Below are 23968 nucleotides of genomic sequence, written 5' to 3' on the forward strand. Positions count from 1 at the left end.
TAAACTACAATGTATTAAGTGACAAACAGGGTTGTTGGGTTAATCTCAAACCCATATTGAGATAATCATCGCTTTTTGATTCTCATATCAAAAAACACTGTCGAAAACTTAGATATTGAGCTCCCTGCTTAACCAATAGTGTTTCTTGCAGAAATTAGATGCCACGGCTCAACTAGCCGTGGCAACAACGTGAGACTATCGCTCGTTCTTACTGTGTTTGCCTTCGAACATCTGATTAATAAATAAGGCTGACAAAATAATGGCTAACGCTAGCCCAGTATTGCCTTGGACAGACTCATCGGTGAGGAAAACACCAATCAATACGCCGACGGCGGGAACCAAATAATTGGTCATCGAAGTGAAAACCGCGCCCGCATTTTTAATACTCATCATATAGAGGTAATACACAACGCCAGCACATATCACACCTAGGTAAAGCAAAGACATAACTGATGACGTATTCGGGTGCGATTGATTGAGCGGTGCCGTCATCAAAGCAATCACAGTCAGCTGAACACTGGCCATACATAGAACATTACGCGCCACAATAAGTGGGTGCTCGCCTTTGACGCGATTAAGTAACAGCAACGCAATAGCAAAACAGATAGCAGAGAACACAATCGCTATCGAGCTAACAAGGTCGATACGCCCTGTCTCAGTGACAAGCTCAGGATAAAATAACACCAGCAGCCCGCCGAATCCTACGATAACGCTAATCGCACTACCTATACTGATTCTCGCACCTTTAATAAATACAGGCGCAAGCAACAATGCGTAGAAAGGCAATGTTCCCATCAATATCGCCGTAATCGAGCTTGATAACTCCTGTTGTGCCCAAGGTACCAAAACAAACGGAATTGCCGCCTCCAAAAGGCCAATTAGTGCAAACAGCCCCCATTGCCTGCTCACACTGGTTATGCCGATCATTTTGCATATCAGAGTTAATGTTAGTGCACCGAGAATAGCGCGGAATGTGCCTATCCATACTGGGTCAAATCCCATCAGCGAATATTTCTGGAAAACAAACTGAGAGCCCCAGATGAGCCCGATCGCAAGCAGAGTTAAATAGTTTTTAAACATGACGTGATTACCTAAAGTGCATCATTTTTCACTAGATGTGTATGTTGTCGTTGTTGGAGTAAGTTCGGTGGGCACATCGATTACATCGCTTTAAAAGCAACCGCATCCACTTCTATTTTCATCCCATCAAGCGCCAACCTAGGTACTGGGATCAACGTACTGGCAGGTAAGCGATCAGAAGGCCAACGCGTGAGCATCTCATCACTCCAGACTTTCAGTTTGCTTTCATCGTGATCGACGATTAACACGGTAATTTTTAATACATCGCCGAAGCTGATTGCATGGGCAGTCAGAGCAATATCTAAGTTGGTTAACACACTCCGCACTTGCTGGCGAAAATCTTCACTTAAACGGTGCTCGACGCCTTCTCCACCACTTTGGCCTGAGATATAAACAAGCTGCCCGTTAGAGGGAGCCGTTACTGTGTGACAAAAGCCATACGGTGTTGGATTGAATAAATCTGAGGGATTATGAAAAGTAATTGTTTTATTGGACATTTTTTACCTTCTAGCCATTGTACGTTCAAATCCCAGGCACTATAAAAGCTCAACCTAGCTTGAGGTCAATAGCATTTTTTAGTCCCGCAGATATAGCCAAAAGCGGGATAACAAATAAAACCCACAGACACGTATTTCTGGTTCGCTAAGTATGTCGAAAGGCTTTATTGCGAGCAAAAATGTTATGTTATAACATAAGAAAACAATAATAATGGAACATCAGAAAATACACGGTTTGGGTGAATGTTATGGACACAATCGAGACAATGATTGAACAGGCAGAGAAGCGCTGCCGGGCAAATGGAAAGCGGCTCACTTCAAAACGTAAGCAAGTACTCACAGCGCTCCTTCATGCTGATAAAGCCCTGTCTGTTTATGAGTTGATTGATTACGCAAAAACTCACTTTGGCCAAACGGTTCAAGCCATGTCTGCTTACCGAATCCTGGAGTTTTTGGAAGAAGAGCACTTGGCACATAAGCTCAACGCCTCAAGCAAATACGTCGCCTGTGCTCATATCCATCACGAGCACGAACATGGCGTCCCCCAGTTCTTGATTTGCCGCCAATGTAATAAGACTCAGGAACAAACTTTAGACCCATCCCTTATTACCAACCTAGAGTCAGATGCCAAGCAAGTCGGGTTTAAGGTGTTGACACCACAACTAGAGATCGATTGCCTGTGCAGTGAATGCAGCCAGAATTCCGATTAACACTCAGTAACTCAGCCAAAAGGAGCCGGTCCAACATTATGACCTCAATACTAATTAAGAATGCACACATCGTCAGCGACGGTATCGTGAGTCAAATGGATGTGCGTATTGTCGGTCAAAGAATAGAGAGAATAGAGGCAGATATTGTCGCCACCTCGGGTGACGAAATTGTCGATGCCAAAGGAGGTTTCCTACTGCCCGGAATGATCGATGATCAGGTGCATTTTCGTGAACCTGGCCTGACACACAAGGGCTCCATCGCTTCAGAGTCACGAGCGGCAGTAGCCGGCGGTATTACCAGTTACATGGAGATGCCAAACGTCAACCCTTCCACGACCACCATTGAAGCGCTCGAACAGAAATACGCGATTGCAGCCCAGCACTCCTGCGCCAACTACGCGTTTTACCTTGGCGCTACCGAGGATAACCTAACTCAAATACAACAGCTGGATCCAACAAAGCACTGTGGCGTAAAAGTGTTTATGGGCGCTTCAACGGGTGACTTGTTAGTCGAACACCCGCAAGCATTAGAACGAATCTTTGCGGAATCGCCCACGTTGGTAGTAACACACTGTGAAAGTAGCCCTATCATCGCCCAAAACAGCGACAAGTTGCGACAATCTCGTTCGGTATTCTCGATTGAAGACCATCCAGTACTCCGTGATGATGCCGCGTGCTTTGCGTCTTCATCATACGCCGTTTCATTAGCTAAAAAGTACCGCACGCAGCTGCACGTTCTTCACATCACTACGGAAAAAGAGCTTTCGCTATTTGAACCGGGGCCCATTCAACAAAAACACATCACAGCCGAGGCGTGTGTACATCATTTGTGGTTCAGCAATCAGGACTACGCTGAGCGAGGCAACCTGATTAAATGCAATCCAGCGATTAAGTACGCCAGCGACCGAGATGCCTTGATCCAAGCCTTGCACACCAATCAGATTGATATCATCGCTACCGACCATGCACCGCATACCTTGTCAGAAAAACAGGTGCCATATGAACAGGCTCCCGCTGGTATGCCATTGGTCCAACATGCCCTACTGAGCTTACTCGATCACGTCGACAAAGGAAGGCTGAGCTTGACTCAGGTGGTCGAGAAAGTATCGCACAATCCAGCACTCAGATACGCGATTAAAGACCGAGGATTTATTCGCGAAGGTTACTACGCCGATCTGGTGCTGGTCGACAGAGACAATTCCACCAGCGTCACTCATGACAACAGCCTGTATCACTGCAGCTGGAGTCCATTCGCAGGTCACACCTTTTCGTCGAAGATCCAAAGCACTTGGGTGAACGGCAACAAGGTATTCGACGGGAAACAAGTGACTTTTGAGCCATCAATCGCCAATGCCCTGTCCTTCACACGTTAGAAGCAGTTCCTATCCACTGAGATATTAAAATGTTAAGAAGAAACCCAAACGGGCATATGCCTGTCGTCTCCGAAACGGCATTCATTGACCCAACCGCCATCATCTGTGGCAAAGTGATTATCGAAGACAATGTATTTATTGGTCCCTACGCGGTGATACGAGCTGATGAAGTCAATGCGCAAGGAGAGATGGATCCTATTGTCATCAAACAGGATACCAATATCCAAGACGGCGTGGTTATCCACTCCAAAGCAGGCGCAGCAGTGACCATTGGCGAGCGCTCTTCTATCGCTCACCGCTCTATCATCCACGGCCCATGTGAGGTTTGCGATGACGTGTTCATCGGTTTCAACTCGGTCGTTTTTAACGCAACGATAGGAAAAGGCTGTGTCATTCGCCACAACTGTGTTGTTGATGGTTTAGATTTGCCTGAGCAATTTCATGTACCACCAATGACCAATATTGGCGCAGGCTTTGATTTAAGTAGCATTTCTAAAGTCCCGCCTGAGTATTCAGCATTTTCAGAGTCCGTTGTCTCTGCCAACCACACCCTTGTGAAAGGGTATAGGAGAATGGCAAATGAGCTCTGAACAACCAATCAAAGCGGTTCCGACAAATATTATTACTGGCTTTCTAGGTGCAGGAAAAACATCCGCAATCCTCAAGTTAATGCAGCACAAACCGGCTGACGAACGCTGGGCTATTCTGGTTAACGAGTTCGGTGAAATAGGTGTCGATGGAAGCTTGTTTCAAGGCCAACATAATCGAACAGAGCAAGTATTTATTCGTGAAGTTCCAGGTGGGTGCATGTGCTGCGCAGCTGGGCTACCCATGCAAATTGCTCTTAACCAATTACTTACCGAAGCCAAGCCTGACCGTCTTCTCATTGAACCGACTGGCCTCGGGCACCCTAAAGAAGTATTGCAAGTGCTCTCTTCTAAACATTATCAAGAAGTACTGTCTTTACAAAAAACACTCACGCTGGTTGATGCACGGCAGCTGTCTGATGAGCGTTACACGCTTCATGATACATTCAACCAACAGATTGCGATTTCAGACACCATAGTTGGCAGCAAAGTCGATTTATATCAAGGTGATGAGAAACGGCAGTTAGACGCTTATGTGACAAAGCTGGGTGGCTCGGACAAACGAGTGATTTTCGCCGAATTTGGCAATATTCCTTTTGATGAATTTGAGGGGCCTACTTTAGCTAACGAACAAGGCGGTCACCATCACCACCATGGCCAATCAAAACCTCTGGCCGCTGACCTACCTATGCCAGAGAGTGGCATCATCAAAGCAGTAAACGAAGGTGAAGGTTTTCGAAGCATTGGCTGGCGCTTCTCACCAGACAAAGTTTTCAGCCGACAGAAACTGGCATTAATGCTAGTTGAGCTGAACGTTGAACGTATGAAGGCTGTATTCATAACCGATATGGGAGTTTTAGGCTACAACATGACGTCAGACGGATTGACCGAAGTGATTCTGGATGATGGTTTTGAAAGCCGCGTAGAGTTTATCTCGGACAACCTTGATGACGAGATTGAAGCTCAGCTGCTGGCTTGCGTGATTGCCTAAACAACGAAGTCTTAGAGGGTAGACAGTACGCCTACCCTTTACATATCCACTTTATATTTTTACACGTATCTTTTCGGCCAGTGCCATGGCGATATTACTGGCACAATACGCACTTTCATTGATGAAATGAGGATACACTTCATTGCTCCCCTGCCAATGCACGTCATATCCATTGAAAGTGGCAAGGATTGGCTCTCCGGACTTAACAACTTCAAAGTCTTTCCCACAAATTGTCGGATGAACTGTCGCGATACGCATGCCATCATTATCCAGCGGAAATGCGACGTCTTCTAAATAACGAAACGCATCATACTCGGTACCGTGAATAGCTTTGCCTAAGTTATGTAGTTCAATAAAGTCTAGCACTGCGGTAAGCAAGTTTTTCATCAGTTCCAATGTTTCATAAGTCAAAGCACCGTGTGCTTGCGCACCGACTTCTAACATCACACCATACTGTCCAACCGAACATAAGTAGGGCTGCTCATGCCATGGTTTACGATCTTCAAATAGTATATTGGCACTCGGCATGCGGTGCTTCACGTATGACCCCATTTGATTGTAAAAAGGATCATCTGACAGCAGGATCAGCGTTGCACCCATGTTGCTGGTCGTGTTGTGTAAATCAATAATCAGTTGGTTTTGCGAATCTCCAAATCGTTCTGAAAATTTTGAGGCAAGTTCAGACTCCTTTGACTCTGAAGCTCCCGATAATGCCTTTGTTGAAAACTCACGGTTTAAATCACTTTCAACGAAACGAACACGACGCTCTACCGCCTCAGGGTTACCTATTACATTTTTAACCTCAAACGTTGATCGGTCGGCAGGGTAATGTCCATCTCTGATCAGCTTATGGAGATAAAGGCCTGTTAGCTCATTACCATGAGTGCCTGCCACGAGAAGCACTTGGTTTATTTTCGGCATAAATTGACGTCCTAAGTTCAATACAATGCAATAAATACAATGTTATAACATAACAATTTAATATTCGCGACTCGATGAGAATGAGAGAAACGTATTCTTGATGTAAAACCGGGGCACCCAGCAACAGTCCCCCCATAGGGTTAACCAATACTAGATAGGCGAAGAAGTAATACCAGTAGCAATATAAAATCAGTGGGTAGAAGCTAGAGATGGGTATAAAAATGGCTCCCTTTCATTGGGAGCCATTTGTTGTGAAGGTATCAGCTAAGGGTTACCCCCAAGCACCTTTACTGAGGGTTAAGACCAAGAGTTTGTAGAACAAGCTTGAAGTTATCTTGTCGCTCTTTAATCGCGTGAACTTCACCACTCACCGGACAAGTGTGATCCGGACAACCTCGGTTGACGATACCGGATACTGCATCAATAAACTCAGTACCTTGCAAGCCACCGTCTACATACTTCTTCAACTCAGTGTGATAGTTCCAGTGTGCGTATGGACCACCTTCATCGTTGTAAGCCTGTACCGAGGTTACCCAATAGAACAAGCCCGCAATCCACTTGATCTCTCTATTCTCTTCCGAGCTACAAATCAGCCCAGGGTTAGAACAGAAATCAAGGTCAGCATAAAGTGGGTTAGCAGGTGGTGCTTCTACCGTAACCCCATTCACTGTTGTACCGACGGTATCAGGGTCTACGTGCGAACGGCCCATGAAGTGGTTCAATGTACCGAAGTTCTGACGGCCAGTGGTTTGAATAACACCACGGCCCCACCAACCACATCCTTGGACAGTACCGTTAGTATCAGTGCCGTCCCAAATAAACGAGCCTGCTTTTTGATCAGCGTAGACTTTACATTCATCACGCTCCCATACCTGTTTCGACGTATCGACAACAGTTGGCACTTCATTACAGTGACCGCTGTTCGTCCAGCGCCCAACATTACCGTTCACTAACAGTCCTTGCTCTTCCAACACCGAGTCCGGAGCTGCGAAGATAGGGGCAGGTGCACCATACCACTTGGCATTGGTTAGTGCGCTCACTTCCATCTTCGGATCACGAGGACAAGAGTATGGGTGATCCTGACCCGTCACCGGATCCATACCATAGTCAGCATACTTCTGACCTAGCTGACCACAGCTTGCAGTCATAGGGTAGTTAACAGGCGCACCGTATCTCACTTCAGACCAGTTGTTTTCATCACAAGCATTGTAGCGAATCGTCTCTTGCATACTCTGTGACAAGAATGCAGCAATGGCGACTTTGGCATAAATGGTATTCGTTGCATCATCTGCCACGTCATCCAATAGCCAGAAGGTATTCCCTGCTACACCAACGTTGTGCATAGAGTTAAGGCCCGCTAAGAAATCAGCCCACTTGTACACCGTTGAAGGAATCCACTGTGATTGAGGTGTTTCAAACAGGAATGCTTGGTTGTTCATTGCTGTTTCTGCACTGGCTAACTCATTGTTCAATGAATCAATGCGAGTTAACGGCCCATTCGTGACACTTTCTCCAGCATAATAAAGCGGCACAGTGGCGCTTTGGTAGCGAGCAATTTTATCGCTCAAATCCGCCGTATCAGTATCAAACGAAATGGCGAAGATATTGCTGTGTGCGGCCTTACGAATATGGCGGTCACCATTCGTATTCCCCAAGAAGTAAGACGCGGTTTGCGTGGTAGGAAGAGAAGACAGCAGTGCTGGCGTTTGGAGATAATCAGTTACTTGTTTGACGTATTCCAAAGCGTAATGCCATTGCTCATCAGTTAGAGCTGGCGATGTGCTTGATTTAGTGAAAGCAACAAAGTCTGCTTTGGTCAACGACTCTGCTTTATACAGTTCAAAGCTAGACAATAAATCAGACGTTGCGCCTGACGCTGCATTCCAAACCGCTCTGCGACCAGAGTGAGTATCGTAAGCAAAATCACCGATACTTAATGTCCAACCGAACGTGGCTTGAGGCGCAAGTGTTGAGATAACTAGATTGTACGCCTGAGCCCAACCTTGTGCATCGTCACTTAGCGCATTGATATCATTGATATCAATTTGGCTACCTGTCGCATCAACAGCAGCAGTAAGCGCTTGCTTAACCGCGATGGCACCTAATGCTTGGCCTTTGTCTGCAGTCGCAGCATCCAGTACATCACTATTGATAATGACCGATGTTGAACCCGCAACTTCTACTGCTTGAATAAGAGATACAAACGCATTAGTTAACTTCGTTGTATCAGAGAGATCCGAGCTACCGATAGTATCGATCACTAGCGTCGCAGGTGCATTCAATGTCGCAGGGCTAGTCACGACAAAATTGCTTGGCCACCCGCTCACTTCAAGACGCACAGGGTCCATTGGATTTGGTAGTGACAGTAACGGTGCCGTACCCGGAGGTGTACTATCACAATTCAGGTGATGTCCCCAACTATCATCGCTACCAGGAACAGAAGCAGTCCACCAATTCGCTTTATAAGCGACATTGTCGTTCACCATGATGTCCCCACCATTCGCATGATCTCCACGCGTCCAGTTCGGATACACATTGAATTCAACACATAAGTCATCAACTGGTCCGGGGGCAGGATCTGGGTCTGGCGTCGGATCTGGGTCCGGTGTCGGATCTGGGTCCGGTGTCGGGTCTGGGTCCGGTGTCGGGTCTGGGTCCGGCGTCGGGTCTGGGTCCGGCGTTGTATCACTGATCAATTTCCACGGCGAGTCCCATTCATTTGGATACTCATCCGTTGGGCTTTGACCAGCGTTAGCCCACCACTTGGCTTCATATGTCTTCCCATCAATTGTGACTTGTGAGCCACCGGAGTAGGCCTTGGTTGAGTCATAAGGTTCCGCCGCATATAAACTGCCGCTTAAAACAATACACGCCAACGTAGTCGCTATCTTGTTCATCCTAAACATAAGTTTACCTTTAAGTTAATTTTATATTGTTTACTTCACGCTTGAATAAGGTTTTTAGATTCACTAATCAGATAAATAATGATCTAAAAATAAGCTAGCACTTTCCAACCTAATTATCTGGTCAATACGCTGTATTCGTGTCGTTATGCGGCTAATATCACGTCGATTTAGCTATTTCATGCCTAGTTAGTTATCGAGTTAAAATAACTTATGTACGCGTTAAAGTAGCTATTTACAGAATGAAATTTGGGGTAAGGGGTAGGTAAAGTTTAGTTACAAAAGAGGGTGTATTTTGAAATGTAAGCAACTCAATATATTGAATTTATGTCAGTATCTCTGTTTGTCTGATTATGATGAGCGGATAAATCTATTAGCGGATCATTATGGTCCAGTAATCGCAGGCAAGCCTTGGATCTGCATGAATGGCTCACAGCTATCCAAGGCTACTGATGTAGCCTTGGTGTTTTAAATAAGGTGACTTAGCGTGATTCAAGTGGATAAGAACGGTAACTCCACATACCGTAAGTTCGTAGAGCATCTCGGTAAATACCCAGCAGCTCGCTGTCGCTAGCCTTTGCCAGCTCTTTTAGCGGTTTGTCTGGGTAGCCTACCGTGTCAAACGTGATACCTTGCGGGCCTGTTTGCCAGCTTGCCACTTCAAACAGAGTCTGCCCGCGTCGTACGTGGCTCGCCGAGCTGATAATAGTGGCGTGTTTGATGCCGTGACGAGCCAAAGCGTAACTGCTGAACAACGCATTACCGACGGTGCTGGTCGCATAGTTTTCTTCAATGATGCGATCTTTACTGACACCTTTAGAGATCAACCAATCTGCCATGAGTTTGCCTTCCGTTTTATGGTTCTTAGGCACGCCCCCTGTCAGTACAATCAAAGCGTCAGGGTTGGCTTTCGCCATCGCTAACGTTGTTTCTAGGCGTTGAATCAATATTTCATGCATCGAGCCATCTGGATTTAGTGCGTAGCCCAACGTCACAATTGCCCCTTTGTCATCCAGCTTGCCTTTGTCCGCCGAGTCTTTCAGCGGTGTCGCCAAGACGCGATCGACGGTTTCAAAGAGACGAGTAATGTCAGCCGCTTTACCTGCATTTAACGTGCTCAGCTTTTCCATATGCTTGTTTGATTCAGCATCATTGCCTTTGAAGCGTTGCCAAACTGCAAGATACGCATGCAAATCCACATCATCAGGTGCGACCGTCAATGCTTGCTCGAACAACTCAATCGCACGATCAGCGTTCTTGTTGTAGATCTGCGCATTTGCCGCCGAAATCAGTAAGTCGGTACGGTAAGGCTCTAGTTCGTAAGCTTCCAGAAGTCGATTCGTGACGATTTCCATATTGCTTGGCATTTTTGCCGTAAAACCAGCGTGCGAGATACGTGCTGGTGACTTAAATGCAGTGACTGCATCTGCCAACAATTGATCCACCACTTGGCGTTTCGTTACAAGCTGCGCGTAGTCCGTTGACGCTTGAACCGTCGCGTCGTTCGCAGCCAAAGAGTAAGGCGCAGCAGTAAGCGCTAGTGCGCCACCAAGAGCAAGGGCAATGATGTTCTTTTTCATGTAGAGGTCCTGATGTTGTTATGTTCGAACTGTGTCGATTAATTTTTTCGCAGTGTAAATTTACTCACCAGCAAAACCGTGAACCAATACGCATTTCGTGCTTATGACATTGATAAGGCTTTGAAAAAGCGAATTAAGATCACAAATCAACGCCATAAATGAATCCATAAAGATAATAATTTCACCCCATCAAATAACTTCTTATAGGCAACCTAATTACTCTTCTTGAGATAACCAAAAGTTAACCCGTCTCTTCTTATCATTCGGTCTTACACTGAACAAGAAGGACGAATGGAGTCAGGTTTCACAGTGCTACGTTATCCAACGTGACCTTGTTGGCTCCTGCGTTATCAACACAAGGACAATCTGATGAAGCACACCCAACAGCAGGTCAGCAGATTTTTGATGCAAGCCACGCTTGGTGCAGATCAAAAACTCATCGACTCTGTTTCCCAGCAAGGCATTGAAAAATGGTTGGCAAACGAGTTCAAATCAACGCCCTCTCCGAATCACTCATATGAGTCAACCACTCGTGAGATCTGGCACTACTTCAGAAGCAAGCTCGTCAATGCTCATGGGCAACGAGCGATAGATGGTGATGGCAACAACCCAGCTTTGCCATACAAGTGGTATTTCCATATGGCTTGGTGGCAAAAAGCGCTGGAAAACAACGAGAGTCTGCTTCGTCATCGGGTCGCACAGGCATTGAGTGAAATTCTGGTTATTTCCGACAACTCTGTGCTTGAACTCGATGCGATTGGTATGGCGAGCTATTACGACCTGCTCTACAAACACGCTTTTGGCAGCTACGCTGACTTACTCTATGACGTGTCTATGCACCCTTGTATGGGTGTTTATCTAAGTCACATCAACAATCGTAAAGCCGATCCTTCACAGCGTATCCATCCCGATGAAAACTACGCACGTGAAATCATGCAGCTGTTTTCAATTGGCCTTTATCAACTCAACCCTGATGGCACTCGTAAAACTAACCAACATGGTCATCCAATCGCTACCTACGACAATCGAGATATCAAAGAACTCGCCCGAGTCTTCACTGGCCTCAAAGCAGCGAGTTATCAGTTTGAGTGGGAAAACAGTTTTTGGAGTAAAGATTACAACGGTTACCAAGTCAGCTTTGAAGACGGTATCGACAAGCGCTACAAAACCATCCCATTTGTGAATATGACTCAGCCGATGGAGGTTGAAGAGAGCTATCATGACAGACAGGAAAAGTCATTGCTCAATGGGCACATCTCGCTGCGCAAGAATACTTCTGCTCAGGAAGAAATTCGGACGGTAACGCAAAAGCTGGTCTCCTATCCGAGTACGGCACCGTTTATCGCGACTAAGCTCATTAACCAGTTGGTGACGTCCAATCCCAGTGCAGAGTACGTCGAAGCAGTAGCCGTAGCGTTTGGTCCACAGGGTAATCTTAAAAATGCCATTCACGAGATCCTGACATACCCACTCAAGCACCCTGTGGGTAAAGTGAGATTTCTCAGCGCAGCTGTTGAACAAGGCACTCTGGTTCAGTCACAGAAGCTTAAGTCTCCCATTCTTCGAGTCACTCAACTCCTACGTGCATTTAATGTCTCTAACCAGTCAAAAAAATTGTGGGTGATTGGTGATGATATTGAAGATCAATTAGAGCAGCACCCGCTCTCCTCTCCTACCGTGTTCAACTTCTACAAACCGAGTTACACACCGCATGGCCCCATCGAAGACAGTGGACTGGTCGCGCCGGAGTTTGAGCTGCATAACTCGGCAACGTCCATCGCTTACGTCAACTACATGTACTACTGGCTATTTGGTGGCTATTTGCCTGCGGTCAGTACCGAGATAAGTCGCCAGCCGGGCATTCATAACGTCGCGGAGCTGGACATCGAAGCTCTGCAGGCGAACAAAGCAAATCGGCTCAAACTCAACTTTGCTAAGTACATTGGCAAAGCACGAGATCCTTCAAACCACGGCGCCCTCATTGATGAAATCAGCCTACTGCTGACGGGGAAAAACCAGTTAAGTATCAAGCCGCAGATTCTGTCTTCGTTTGCTGTATACAAAGATCAGCCAGAATGGGTGGTTCAAACCATCGTATTCTTCATTGCCATTTCATCTGAATTCACGGTACAGGAGGCGTAAACCATGGGTATTTCAAGACGACAATTTATAAAATCATCCACCGCCGCTTCTGCCTGCGCAGGGCTGATGCTTACTGGCACCGCTCCGGTTTATGCCGCACCTAAACCAGTCAAAAATACGCTTGGTAACATCAAACCAGCAAAAAAAGCGCTGGTGTTCATCATGCTTGATGGTGGTAATGATTCTTACAACATGTTGGTTCCCACCTCTGAACGTCACTATCGTGACTACCAAGTATCGCGCAGCAATCTGGCGTTAAACAAGAGCGAACTTCTTGCCCTGAGTGGCTACAAGGATGCTCAAGGGAGGCGTTTTGGTCTTCACCCTAGCATGCCAGAAGTGCAGCGGCTGTTTGATGCCAACAAGCTCGCCTTCGTGGCTAACACTGGCCCTATGATCAAACCGATTGAAAAATCTCAGTTTTACGCTGGGAATGTGCCACTGCCGCTTGGGTTGATGTCCCATTCTGATCAGTTCAAACACTGGCAGACAGCGAGACCAGGAGAGCGTATCAACCGTGGCTGGTTTGGCTATTTCGCAGACGCCCTTCAATCCAACAAACCGATTGAAGCGATTCCGATGAACATCTCACTCGCTGGCAGCAACATCATGCAGAACGGCTTGCAGTCCGCGCCTTATTCAATCACGGAATCTGGCAGCGTTGGGTTGATCATTAATGAGAGCCCAACCGAGCTTAACAGATTGCTGCTGGATAACTTTGAGAGCAGCCTCAATCAAAGCTACCCCAACGATCCTTTTAAACAAAGTTATCTGGCCATCACACGAGAATCCCAAGCTCAGCATGAAATCTACCGTAGAGCTGTTGAGGGGATCAGGGTTAAAACGACCTTCTCTGATTCGCCGTTGTCTAAAGAGCTACGCAAAGTGGCTCAGTCGATTAAGGCGGCAGATAACCTCGGCCACCAGCAACAGACTTTCTTTCTGCGCTATATTGGCTGGGACCACCATGATGAACTACTGAACAACCACGCTAGCATGCTCGCCATTCTAAGTAAGGCTCTTGGGGAGTTTCAACGCAGCCTTGATGAATTGGGAATTGCCGAACAAGTCGTGACGTTTACCGGCTCCGACTTTGGCCGCACACTGACCTCCAACGGTAACGGCACCGACCACGGTTGGGGTGGCAATACGATAGTGATGGGCAACGCGGTTAATGGCGGTAAAGTTTACGGCGACTACCCTTCTCTAACATTGGGAGACAAAAACCCGCTGGATGTTGGGGATGGCGTGCTGATACCCACCACAGCCATTGATGAGCTCTACGCTGAGCTCGCCCGTTGGTTTGGCGCCAGTGAAGAGCAGCTTCATCGCTTACTGCCTAACCTCAAAAACTTCCGGATTAAAGGTGAGAAAGATAAACTGTCCGGATTACTGAAGTAGCAATCAAGATACAAAAAACCACCAAATATGGTGGTTTTTTGTTTTTGTCATGCATCACAGCGTTATCTGAGATGCTCACCAATGTACTCTTGGTAGCTCAACTTTTTGTCCGCATTGTTATCCAGATAATCGAAGGCATACGCAGCGTATTGATTGAGATTTTGGTAGTACTCCTGCCAACATTCCGCTTTACACTCAACCGGAATGTTGGCATTAGCGTATTGCGTCTTCAACTTCTCAACATACGCATTGGCCTGTTTCAGATATTCGTCCTTGACCAGAAATTTGTCGCTATTGGTGTCCGCTTTATCAAACGACGCTTGCCAGTAGGCGTTGTAAATCACTGTACCTTGCTTAGTGAATTCTGATTTAGAAACCTGACTGTTACCATCTTTATCCAGTTGTTTAAATGTTTTGACCAACTCAGGCTCGGCGACCTGTAACGTTTTCTCAGAACACACTTTGGAGAGCCCTTGATTCCAATGTTCCCCTTCCGCATCCACACCACCATTTTTAAATTCTTGAATGTTCAGAGATCCGTTTTTATCGGTATCAAAGTAATCGAACATTTCATCAACGGCAGGCGCAGCGATAAGGTTAAAACTCAGCAGTGGTAAAGGTAAGTAAACGGCTTTAAGTAAGTGCATATCAGTTCCTTTCAATCGTGAATACCGAGCCAGTATAGAAAGCGGAACGTAAACGAATGGTTAACACTTAGAGATGAGTATTTGAGTAGAGAATAGAAAGAAGAAACCAAAAAAAACCCGTCTGAGTGACAGACGGGCACCTAAGTTTGGCAGTTAAACAAAGAGAAATTAATTCAGCCAGTACTTCATTTTGTCGATGAAGCTCGTATTCTTATTCCAGATCCAGTAGATACCTTGTTCCAATTCGCTTTCGGTCATGTTCTTAGGTCGATAGACGGGATGGCTTCCGTCATATTTGGACCAGTCTTTGGTCAAAATACGTCCTTCTTCGTCCAGCTTTCTGAAGGTCTCGGTTCCCGGAAAGGGAATCATGTAATGTGGAATCACTTTATCGACTTTAATGTCCTTCACAAACGCTTGAGTCTGCTTAAAAATCGTCGAATCATGCTCATCGAAGCCAAACAGAAAATCGCCCCACACTTCAATGCCATGACGACGGATTTTAGCGATGTACTCCTTCATTTTTACTGGTTTCACGAAGCCTTTCTTTTGCGCTTTCAAAGCGGCTTCAGACGGGGTTTCAATCCCGAGTAATACCGCTTTAAAACCAGCTCGGCTCGCAGCCGCTAAGAGCGCTTCATCACGTGCAATGAGCACCGTTGTCTCACCGTAAAAATTCATTTTGAGTGGCTCTAACGCAGCAAACAGATCCATGGCATACTGTCTATCATGAGTCAGATTGTCTGAATGCAGTTCCACCCACTCAACACCCAGCGTTTTTAGCTGCTTCACTTCTTCCACAATGTGGGCAATGGGCCTTTGTTCAAACTTGTTAAAGAATCGAGGAACCAAACAGAAATTGCACTTAAAAGGGCAACCCCGCGTAACAACCACCGACCACGTATAGTCGTAAACCGATGGTGGAATTATGTCGGTCGGATACGGGTTCAAACAGCTTAAATCAACAGGTTCGTTGCTTTGATACTGAGCCTTAAGTTGCCCGAGCTCTGCATCATTGAGCAGCTGAACCCAGTAGTTTTCCACTTCACCAAAAATTAGGCTGTCTGCATATTCAGCGGCTTCTTCGGGATTGAACTTGGTATGCAAGCCACCCAAAACCACCCACTTACCTTGCTGACGATAATGCGAAGACAGCTCATAAGCTCGATACGCGTCTGGGGTCGACATAAAAATCACTACCAAATCCGCGTCGGGAGAAGGATCCGCTTTCATTCCAATGGTTTCGTCCACCATACCAATCCCATACCATTTCGGTGTGGCCGCGGCGGCGGCAAAGATGTTCTGCGGCGGCCCACCCGTTTCGGCTTTGTATTTGGAGTAATCGCTACCAGCAGATGCTTTAACCAGATAAATGTTCATCGTTCCCCCTCAACTCACAGACGGTAAAAGAAATCAAAAATGTTCTTATCCATGAAGAAATACAACGCGCCCATTGCCAGCCAGCTTAAAACGATAATCCAGAACAACATGGGATTTTTCTTCAGCTCGACCCGTTCAACAAAGTAAGCTTCTTTGGAGCGGAAATTCTCCCAACTCCAAAACACACAGAACATTCCCCAGACGAAAAACAGGTTGTACTTGAGGGCGATCACCGCCATCAGTAAAGCCAAAATGGTTTTCCATCGCTCGGGAATAAAACGCTGCATAAAGCCTCTCACAAGTCACACATTCAGCGGTGTTCTGCTTCAGTACGAGTAGCTTACTAAGCTAAGGGTTAACTTTTGGTTACCAGATGAGAACCGCTTCACGAATCATTTGGCTGCTCTCGCATAGGTCAGCCGAGCGATATAGTCTGATAACCTAGCTTTAAATACAGGGATTTGAGATGACACTTCCTCCAGCGCTAAAACATGGCTCACTCACCAAGTTTCGAGATGACCTCTATTGGATACAAGGGTGCGTAAAACTCAAAGCACCTCACCCTAAGTTCGGCCCGCTTACGATGCAGTTCAGCCGCAATATGACCATCATTCGTGACAATGATGAACTGACACTGGTGAACTCTGTCCGACTGGATGAACAGACACTGAAAGAGCTGGAAACCTTAGGCGAGGTTAAGCACGTTGTCAGACTGGCGGCATTTCACGGAATGGATGACCCTTTTTACCAACAGCGTTACGGTGCCACTATGTGGTCGGTGGATGCGCCCTACTTTCATGGCGTTAATCCGAACCAAGCTGACAGTCGTTACTTCACTCCTGACGAAATTCTCTCTGCGGATCATCTGCCTCCGCTAAAAGGGCTACGCTATTTCGAAATCAGTTCAGGAAGACTCAACGAAGGCTTGTTGTGGATAGATAAAGAGCAAGGTATTGCTATCTCAGGCGACAGCCTGCAAAACTGGGCGGAACCGGATGCATTCTTCAACTTTACCGCCAAGTTTATGATGAAGAAAATGGGGTTCTTTGCCCATGCGGGAATTGGGCCGGGCTGGATGCAAGCGGTAAAACCGGACTTAACGGAACTCAATGAATTTTTCGATTGGTCGTTTGAAGCGCTTCTTCCTTCACACGGAGAGCCCATAAAGGCCGGGGCCAGCGAGGCCTATCGCGCCAGTGTGAAGAAACTGATTGAAAAATAGAAACGGGAACTAGAATTCCTGATTCATTTTGCTCAGACATTCTAAAAGCACCTCAGACTGTTCATCGCTGATATGTCTGGTCAGATCCTTGACTAACGCTAGGTGGAGCTGGTTGTGATGCTGATAAATTTCATCGCCAGCTTCCGTCAATTTGACGACAATCGCGCGGCGATCTTCAGGGTGATCACAACGCTCAATCAGGTTGGCTTTTACCAGTTTTTCAATCTGTACCGTCAAGGTGCCCGTGGTAATCCCCAGCTTTTGCGCCAACTCTTTCATCCGCAGTGCACCAAAACTCCCCAGCACTTCAATAGTATGAATTTGTGCCAGTGAGTAACCCGTTTCTTTGACGACAGACTGCTCCCATGAGGACATTTTGTCGTAGAACTCGGTCAGTGTTTGGTTAAGTAACTCTAGGTTGCGCATAGTTTCGCTGGATGAACTTCAAGGGTCAGGTGATGAATCTTATCAAACTTCGCTAGCAATTGTTTATAGTCTGATAAGGATTTGTCCTCCAAGGACTCAATCGCAATCGCCGCCGAATAATGATCACTGCTGATTTTCCACATATGGAAGTCTTTTACCAAAGCGAGGCCCGCCAGCTCAGACTCAATTTTTTCTCGGTAATCCGGCTCAACGCTTTCATCAAGTAACACAGGGCTGGTCTGGTGAATCAAACCAAGCGTCCATTTACCAATGACGATGGCACCAACAATACCCATGATCGCATCGAGCCAGTTCCAACCGTAGAATTTACCCATAAACAGCGCAACAATGGCCAATACGGAAGTGAGGGCATCCGCCAACACATGCATGTAAGCGGCTCTTAAATTGTGATCATGATGATGTTCATGCTCACCGTGATGATGGTGGTGATGACCGTGATCATGATGATGTCCATGAAGCAATAGCATACTGACCACATTCACAATCAACCCTATCACCGCAACCATAATGGCTTCGTTAAACTGAATCGCTTGCGGGTTAAACAGTCGGTGTACAGACTCTACCACCATGAGCAATGCGACAATACCAAGGGCAATGGCGCTGGTATATCCGCCAAGCACGCTGACTTTACCTGTACCGAACGAGAATCGATCGTTGCCGGCATTTTTCTTCGCATAACGATAGGCAAACAGAGTGATACAAAATGCCGCAGCGTGAGTTCCCATATGCCAGCCGTCAGCCAGCAATGCCATCGAGCCGTAAACCGTACCTGCAACAATTTCAGCCACCATAGTCGCCAATGTCAGCAGTAGCACGTAAAACGTTCTCTTCTCGCCTTCCTGATTATGTGAAGAAAAATCGTGATGATGTTCGGTGGCAAATTTCAAAACTGAACCTTTAGTTTGATTATCAAATTATTTGAAAGTTAATTTAGTTTGACTGTCAAACAAAGTCAACCTTAAAAAGTGCGCCAGACCACTCTCTCACTTATATGAACGGTAACGTACAGCCAAATAAAACAAAAACACCGCCACTGATGCGATTGAACGTGCCACCATGATTATGAAGAAAGCTCTGCATATGGTGCGCGAGCAGTACATAGCCATACTCAACCGCAAATTCCACCACGGCAAAAGTGACCGCTAAAACAAGGATTTGTGGCGCCAATGGCTGTGCTGGGTCAATGAACTGGGGCAAAAACGCAACGTAGAACAACAGAACTTTAGGGTTGGCTACGGCTGTAAAGAAACCGCGTCGAAACAGGCCTTTACTCGCTTGAACATCATTCTCTTCACCTTCACTTTTCGTCAGCGTGCGTGTTTTCACCAGCCCAATGCCCAACCAAATCAAATACAGCGCACCTGCAACCTTCAAACCATTAATGACAGCGGGAGAGAGTATGGCTAAAGCGCCGACACCAATGCTGGCAATCAATATCAGCCCGAAAAATCCGGTAATACCGCCAAGCACTGTGTACTTAGCAGCGCGGCGACCGTAATTTACCCCGTGAGTCAGGGCGAGAATGCCATTCGGGCCGGGGGCTAAGCTCACCCCAATCACTGCTACCAGATAGACAAGCCACATCTCAAATTGCATTACATTCTCCCATTCATTGTTCACTTGATAGCCTGACGATAGCGTCAATCTTGTATTGTGACTTGGTAAAATTTGGACGTAATACGTGAAAATATTACGTGGTCGTTTATAGTGGTAGGAAGATTGCTTAGCGGAATACACTCATGATCACCACTCCGAAAGTTCGATTTTTAATCTTGCCCTGCGAAAGCTTTTCCCTGCTGGCATTAGGAGGGTTTATCGACAAACTGCGCTTTACCGCAGACGAAGCCGATCTGAGTGAACAGAAACTGTGTTCGTGGACAGTGGTAGGCCATGAGCATCGTCAGCTTGCCAGCTGTGGCATTCATATCGAAATCGATCACCTGATCGATGACATAGAGCTTCAACATTTTGATTATTTAGTTTTGTTTGGCTCACGCACCGCCAGACAAGCTCATCAGTGTGCCTCCCTGTATGCGAGTTGGTTGCGAAAAGCCGCCGCTCACAACATGCCGTTGGTTGCGATTGATAACGCAACCTTTACCCTTGCCGAGCTTGGCTTACTTGAAGGGTACGAAGCAACGATCCACTGGCGCCACGAGCAAGAGTTTCGTGACCTGTACCCTAAGATACAGGTGCATTCAGACCGATTATTCAGTTTTGATCGCAAGCGAATTACCTGTAGCGGTGGCAGTGCCAGTGTCGATCTGGCGGCAGAGATCCTCTCGCTTCACTTTGACAAATCTCGTGCGCTGAAAGGCCTAGCAGACATGCTGATTGATGAGAGCCGAGAACCATTCCACCAGCTCCGTTCAGACAAAGATGAGCAATATCATCACCCCATTCTTAACCGAGCTATCCGAACCATGCGCCAGCAACTGGATAGGAAGCAGACCATTGAACAGATAGCCGATTCCGTAGGCCTGAGTCGACGCCAGTTGGATCGCCTATTTGAGGCCCAAACTCAGCAGAGCGCGCATCAGTACTGGCTTGAAATGAAGCTTCAGTATGTCTACTGGCGACTGCTCAACTCCAGCACACCACTGACCACAATCGCCGATGAAGTCGCGATCTGCGATACCAGTTATCTGAGCAAACTGATAACAAAACGCTTCGGCGACTCACCGAGTCACATCCGCTCAGGTAGACAAAATAACGCCCTGGGACAAATCAGGGCGTACAGGGAAAGTTAGAGGCGCAAAGTTCACCGTTAAAACTCGTCACTGACCTCATAAGAATCCTGCAAAGTATGGAATCGTATTATTCGGTAATTCCGCGAATTCGGGCATTGCGCCTGCGTAACATTTCCAATGTCAGCAACAGCATAACGGACATCAAAATAAGCAAGCTGGCAACGGCCAGAATGGTTGGGCTAATTTGTTCTCGGATACCTGACCACATCTGACGAGGAACGGTTCTTTGTTCAACACCAGTGATAAACAGCGCCACCACCACTTCATCAAACGAGGTTCCAAACGCAAACAGGCCGCCGGAAATCATTCCTGGGCGAATCAGAGGGAACGTGACATGGCGAAAGGTATAAACCGGACTCGCGCCCAAGCTGTAAGCGGCTCTCACCAGTGAATGATCAAACCCACTAAGTGTGGCGGTCACGGTAATCACCACGAAAGGTGTCCCAAGTGCCGCGTGAGCAAGGACGATTCCGATAAAGGTTTGAGATAAGTCGAGCCGAGTGTAAAAGAAGTACATTGCGGCAGCGGAAATAATCACTGGGACAATCATCGGCGAAATCAAAAATGCCATGATGGTATTGCGAAACGGAACATTGTTAGCTGCCAGTCCCATCGCAGCCAAAGTACCGAGCACGGTCGCGACCAAAGTGGCGCAAACGGCTATCAAGGTACTGTTCTTCAGCGCCGACAGCCACTGGCTATTGGTGAACATATCCGCATACCAACGAACCGAATACGCGTCTGGATCGAGATTGAGCATGCCTTCCGTAAAAGTGAAGTAAGGCGTCGCGTTAAACGATAACGGCACAATGATCAAAATAGGCGCAATCAAGAACAAGAAGACGAGTGTGCAAAACAGCAAGTGACCCCAATAGCCGATGCGCTCGGTTTTGCTGCAATATACAGGTAACGCCATGATCAACCTCCAACCTTAATGTTATTGATGCCAACCACACGGTTAAACAGATAGAACAGTGCTAGAACCACAGCAAGCAGCAAGCCTCCCAACGCCGCCGCCATGCCCCAGTTCAACGAGGTTTGCATATGGTAAGCAATCATATTGGAAATCATCTGCCCACTGCGTCCGCCGACCAGAGCAGGAGTAATGTAGAAGCCAATCGACAGAATAAATGTCAGTAACGCGCCAGCCCCAACGCCGGGCATCGTCAGTGGCATATACACTTTGACAAAGGCTTTAGCGGGCGTCGCTCCCAGAGATCGCGCGGCGCGAAAGTAGCTCGGGCTGATGCCTTTCATCACGCTATACAGTGGCAAAATCATAAACGGAAGCAGAATGTGCACCATTGCCACAATAGTGCCAAAGGTATTGTGGATCATGGCAAGGCGTTCAGTTGCAATGCCCGACCATAACAAGAGATCGTTAATCACACCTTGATTTTGCAGTAACACAATCCACGACGTCGTCCTCACCAATAGTGAGGTCCAGAAAGGCAATAGCACCACAATCAACAGCAAATTGGCCTGCTTGTCAGGGAGATTCGCCAGCAGGTAAGCCACCGGATACGCCATAACCAAACAGATAATGGTGATCGCCAGTGACATGCCGAAGGTTTTGGTAAACAGATCGACGTAAACCTGTCGAGTCTCTGGTTGCTGAACGACCTGACCTTGCTCATCAAAACGCAGGTCCAGCGCCGCCAGATAATAGCTTAGGGTGTAAGGCTGGCTAAGGTTCTTTATCACCGCCCAGTATTGCGGTTTTGCCCAGCGTCTATCCAGTTTGGCCACTTCTTGAGCTGATTGAGGAAGGCTTTCCATCTTGCTCAGCTTACGGCCGGATTTCATCAGCAGGCTACGCATCCCAGACACTTCGATGTTCATCCGATTCGCCAGTTTGGGCAATGATTTATCCTGATATCGCACCAACAGCTCGCTCAAAAAGGTTTGCTGAATTTCAAGAGGAGGCAACTGCTGATAATCCCAACTCTCCATCGCCTCCACGGTTTGAGGAAAGGCTTTCGGGATGGCGTGATTATCGACGCTGCGATACAACATTTCGACGATAGGAAAAGCAAACGTCACGCAGATAAAACAGACCAAAGGAAGAATGAGTAAAAGGGAGCGGATCTGTTTATGGCGTTCAGCGCGTTTTAGCTGGGATCTAAGATCATTGTTTGAGCGCGAGAGCTTTCTCTGCAATGCGAGTACCGAGCCCAAACCTGTCAGTTCGCGACTCATGCGGCTTCTCCTTCCACTCTCAGCGGCTCTTGACCATCAAGCGCATGGCAATCGTGACTGTGCCAACCCAGCTGGCAAGTTTGTCCGGGGGTAAAACTGCGGGCATGACGGCTATCGTTAGGCACCTTTACAATCAGCTCACCCATCTCATCCACATCGATGACTAATCGGTAATGATCGCCATGATAAATCAGCTCGCGCAGCAGGCCTGAGACATGGTTGTCGCATTCTGTTTGTTTGGGTTCGACCATGATCTTTTCAGGACGAATCGACAAGGTTGTTTGCTGATACACTGTCGATACTTTCACCGCTTTTGCGTGTATCCGGTGGTCCCCGACCTCCACTTGGCAAATATCCCCTTGAAGCGATATCACTTGCCCTGTTATCTGATTATTCTCACCAATAAACTGAGCCACGAACGCATTGCTGGGAGCTTCATAAAGCTCAGATGGTGATGCTAACTGCTGGACAGCACCCTGATTGAATACGGCTATCCTATCCGACATCGTCAGCGCCTCATCCTGATCATGAGTTACATACAGCACAGTAATGCCAAGTTTCTCATGCAAGCGTTTGATCTCTAACTGCATTTGCTCCCGAAGCTGTTTGTCCAATGCCCCCAGAGGCTCATCCATCAGCACCAACTTAGGTTCAAACACCAATGCTCGCGCTAAGGCCACACGCTGCTGCTGACCACCAGACAGTTGCTTGGGATAGCGGGTCGCAACGTGTTCCAGTTCCACCATTTGTAAAGCGGTAGCCACTTTTTGCTCAATCTCTTCTTCACTCATATGGCGAACCTTGAGCGGAAAAGCGAGATTCTCTGCGATGGTCATATGGGGAAACAAAGCGTAATTCTGAAACACCATGCCAATGTCCCGCTTGTGCGGCGCAAGGTTGTTCACGGGTGTGCCATCAATATAGATTTCACCACGTGTCGCGGTTTCAAACCCAGCTAACATCATCAAACAAGTTGTTTTGCCTGAGCCTGATGGACCAAGCATGGTGACAAACTCACCGGGTTTTATCGACAGGTTGAAGTCTTTAACCACCAGATTCTCGCCATCATAGGTTTTCTGGACATGCTGAAAACTGACGTATTCCTTTTGCGCAGTCATGATTTATCCCTTTGGTTGCT

22 protein-coding genes are annotated in these 23968 nt (G+C 47.0%); 8 read left to right on the forward strand and 14 right to left on the reverse strand.

Going from position 1 to position 23968, the window contains the following annotated elements; translation table 11 throughout:
- Nucleotides 1-195: 195 nt before the first annotated feature.
- Nucleotides 196-1080 carry a DMT family transporter gene (locus FIU99_RS20205; RefSeq protein WP_006960300.1) on the reverse strand — a complete coding sequence of 295 codons (885 nt, stop codon included), beginning with the start codon at nt 1078-1080 and terminating at the stop codon, nt 196-198.
- Nucleotides 1081-1160: 80 nt separating this feature from the next.
- Nucleotides 1161-1577 (reverse strand): RidA family protein, encoded by a 417-nt coding sequence (locus tag FIU99_RS20210; protein ID WP_006960298.1) that lies wholly within the window; start codon nt 1575-1577, stop codon nt 1161-1163.
- Between the two features lie 248 nt (nt 1578-1825).
- On the opposite strand from FIU99_RS20210, the gene FIU99_RS20215 reads away from it, so the two are divergent.
- Genes FIU99_RS20215 through FIU99_RS20230 form a run of 4 tightly spaced genes read left to right on the forward strand, consistent with a single transcriptional unit; the run spans nt 1826 to nt 5238 of the window.
- Complete coding sequence (locus tag FIU99_RS20215) at nt 1826-2287, forward strand: Fur family transcriptional regulator (protein WP_006960296.1); 462 nt, start codon at nt 1826-1828, stop codon at nt 2285-2287.
- A gap of 38 nt (nt 2288-2325) precedes the next feature.
- A complete protein-coding gene (locus tag FIU99_RS20220; protein ID WP_006960294.1) occupies nt 2326-3660 on the forward strand; it encodes a dihydroorotase in 1335 nt (444 codons plus the stop codon).
- Between the two features lie 29 nt (nt 3661-3689).
- On the forward strand, nt 3690-4250 hold the full coding sequence (locus tag FIU99_RS20225; RefSeq protein ID WP_031342569.1) for a carbonate dehydratase: 561 nt from the start codon (nt 3690-3692) through the stop codon (nt 4248-4250).
- Nucleotides 4240-5238 (forward strand): GTP-binding protein, encoded by a 999-nt coding sequence (locus tag FIU99_RS20230; RefSeq protein ID WP_006960290.1) that lies wholly within the window; start codon nt 4240-4242, stop codon nt 5236-5238. The genes FIU99_RS20225 and FIU99_RS20230 overlap by 11 nt, the downstream gene beginning before the upstream one ends.
- Nucleotides 5239-5289: 51 nt before the next feature.
- Here the strand turns inward: FIU99_RS20230 and FIU99_RS20235 are convergent, their stop codons facing one another.
- The 3 genes from FIU99_RS20235 to FIU99_RS20245 all read right to left on the reverse strand — a co-directional run bounded on the left by FIU99_RS20235 (nt 5290) and on the right by FIU99_RS20245 (nt 10642).
- Nucleotides 5290-6159, reverse strand: a complete 870-nt coding sequence (locus FIU99_RS20235) for an aspartoacylase (RefSeq protein ID WP_006960288.1) — start codon at nt 6157-6159, stop codon at nt 5290-5292.
- 287 nt (nt 6160-6446) lie between these two features.
- Nucleotides 6447-9065 (reverse strand): cellulose-binding domain-containing protein, encoded by a 2619-nt coding sequence (locus tag FIU99_RS20240; protein WP_039951895.1) that lies wholly within the window; start codon nt 9063-9065, stop codon nt 6447-6449.
- A gap of 479 nt (nt 9066-9544) precedes the next feature.
- Nucleotides 9545-10642, reverse strand: a complete 1098-nt coding sequence (locus FIU99_RS20245) for a YdcF family protein (RefSeq protein WP_006960284.1) — start codon at nt 10640-10642, stop codon at nt 9545-9547.
- 369 nt (nt 10643-11011) lie between these two features.
- On the opposite strand from FIU99_RS20245, the gene FIU99_RS20250 reads away from it, so the two are divergent.
- Both FIU99_RS20250 and FIU99_RS20255 read left to right on the forward strand, forming a co-directional pair.
- On the forward strand, nt 11012-12784 hold the full coding sequence (locus tag FIU99_RS20250) for a DUF1800 family protein (protein ID WP_006960282.1): 1773 nt from the start codon (nt 11012-11014) through the stop codon (nt 12782-12784).
- 3 nt (nt 12785-12787) lie between these two features.
- A complete protein-coding gene (locus FIU99_RS20255; RefSeq protein WP_039951893.1) occupies nt 12788-14185 on the forward strand; it encodes a DUF1501 domain-containing protein in 1398 nt (465 codons plus the stop codon).
- A gap of 62 nt (nt 14186-14247) precedes the next feature.
- Here the strand turns inward: FIU99_RS20255 and FIU99_RS20260 are convergent, their stop codons facing one another.
- The 3 genes from FIU99_RS20260 to FIU99_RS20270 form a co-directional block, all read right to left on the reverse strand.
- Nucleotides 14248-14832: an EF-hand domain-containing protein gene (locus tag FIU99_RS20260; protein WP_006960280.1), complete on the reverse strand. Its 585-nt coding sequence runs from the start codon at nt 14830-14832 to the stop codon at nt 14248-14250.
- 168 nt (nt 14833-15000) lie between these two features.
- Entirely contained in the window at nt 15001-16212 is a 1212-nt protein-coding gene (locus FIU99_RS20265) for a radical SAM protein (protein ID WP_006960279.1), read from the reverse strand.
- A gap of 14 nt (nt 16213-16226) precedes the next feature.
- Nucleotides 16227-16499, reverse strand: a complete 273-nt coding sequence (locus FIU99_RS20270; protein WP_006960277.1) for a hypothetical protein — start codon at nt 16497-16499, stop codon at nt 16227-16229.
- Between the two features lie 179 nt (nt 16500-16678).
- Between FIU99_RS20270 and FIU99_RS20275 the strand changes: the two genes are divergently transcribed.
- The gene (locus tag FIU99_RS20275) at nt 16679-17434 is read left to right on the forward strand and encodes a hypothetical protein (RefSeq protein ID WP_006960275.1); all 756 of its coding nucleotides are present in this window, start codon (nt 16679-16681) and stop codon (nt 17432-17434) included.
- A 9-nt stretch (nt 17435-17443) separates the two neighbouring features.
- Here FIU99_RS20275 and FIU99_RS20280 read toward each other — a convergent pair whose 3' ends face one another.
- The 3 genes from FIU99_RS20280 to FIU99_RS20290 form a co-directional block, all read right to left on the reverse strand.
- On the reverse strand, nt 17444-17860 hold the full coding sequence (locus FIU99_RS20280) for a MarR family winged helix-turn-helix transcriptional regulator (RefSeq protein WP_006960274.1): 417 nt from the start codon (nt 17858-17860) through the stop codon (nt 17444-17446).
- Nucleotides 17848-18768 carry a CDF family Co(II)/Ni(II) efflux transporter DmeF gene (gene dmeF, locus FIU99_RS20285; RefSeq protein ID WP_006960272.1) on the reverse strand — a complete coding sequence of 307 codons (921 nt, stop codon included), beginning with the start codon at nt 18766-18768 and terminating at the stop codon, nt 17848-17850. Before dmeF ends, FIU99_RS20280 begins: the two co-directional genes overlap by 13 nt.
- Before the next feature lie 100 nt (nt 18769-18868).
- Nucleotides 18869-19477, reverse strand: a complete 609-nt coding sequence (locus tag FIU99_RS20290; RefSeq protein WP_006960269.1) for a LysE family translocator — start codon at nt 19475-19477, stop codon at nt 18869-18871.
- A gap of 143 nt (nt 19478-19620) precedes the next feature.
- Here FIU99_RS20290 and FIU99_RS20295 point away from each other — a divergent pair, with 143 nt between their 5' ends.
- Nucleotides 19621-20631 (forward strand): GlxA family transcriptional regulator, encoded by a 1011-nt coding sequence (locus FIU99_RS20295; RefSeq protein ID WP_006960267.1) that lies wholly within the window; start codon nt 19621-19623, stop codon nt 20629-20631.
- Between the two features lie 67 nt (nt 20632-20698).
- Here the strand turns inward: FIU99_RS20295 and FIU99_RS20300 are convergent, their stop codons facing one another.
- Genes FIU99_RS20300 through FIU99_RS20310 form a run of 3 tightly spaced genes read right to left on the reverse strand, consistent with a single transcriptional unit; the run spans nt 20699 to nt 23948 of the window.
- Nucleotides 20699-21547, reverse strand: a complete 849-nt coding sequence (locus tag FIU99_RS20300) for an ABC transporter permease (protein ID WP_006960265.1) — start codon at nt 21545-21547, stop codon at nt 20699-20701.
- Between the two features lie 2 nt (nt 21548-21549).
- On the reverse strand, nt 21550-22830 hold the full coding sequence (locus FIU99_RS20305) for an ABC transporter permease (protein ID WP_006960263.1): 1281 nt from the start codon (nt 22828-22830) through the stop codon (nt 21550-21552).
- Entirely contained in the window at nt 22827-23948 is a 1122-nt protein-coding gene (locus FIU99_RS20310; protein WP_006960261.1) for an ABC transporter ATP-binding protein, read from the reverse strand. Before FIU99_RS20310 ends, FIU99_RS20305 begins: the two co-directional genes overlap by 4 nt.
- Nucleotides 23949-23968: the final 20 nt, after the last annotated feature.

The sequence above is a fragment of the Vibrio sp. THAF64 genome, from assembly GCF_009363455.1.
Classification (GTDB): Bacteria; Pseudomonadota; Gammaproteobacteria; order Enterobacterales; family Vibrionaceae; genus Vibrio; species Vibrio coralliilyticus.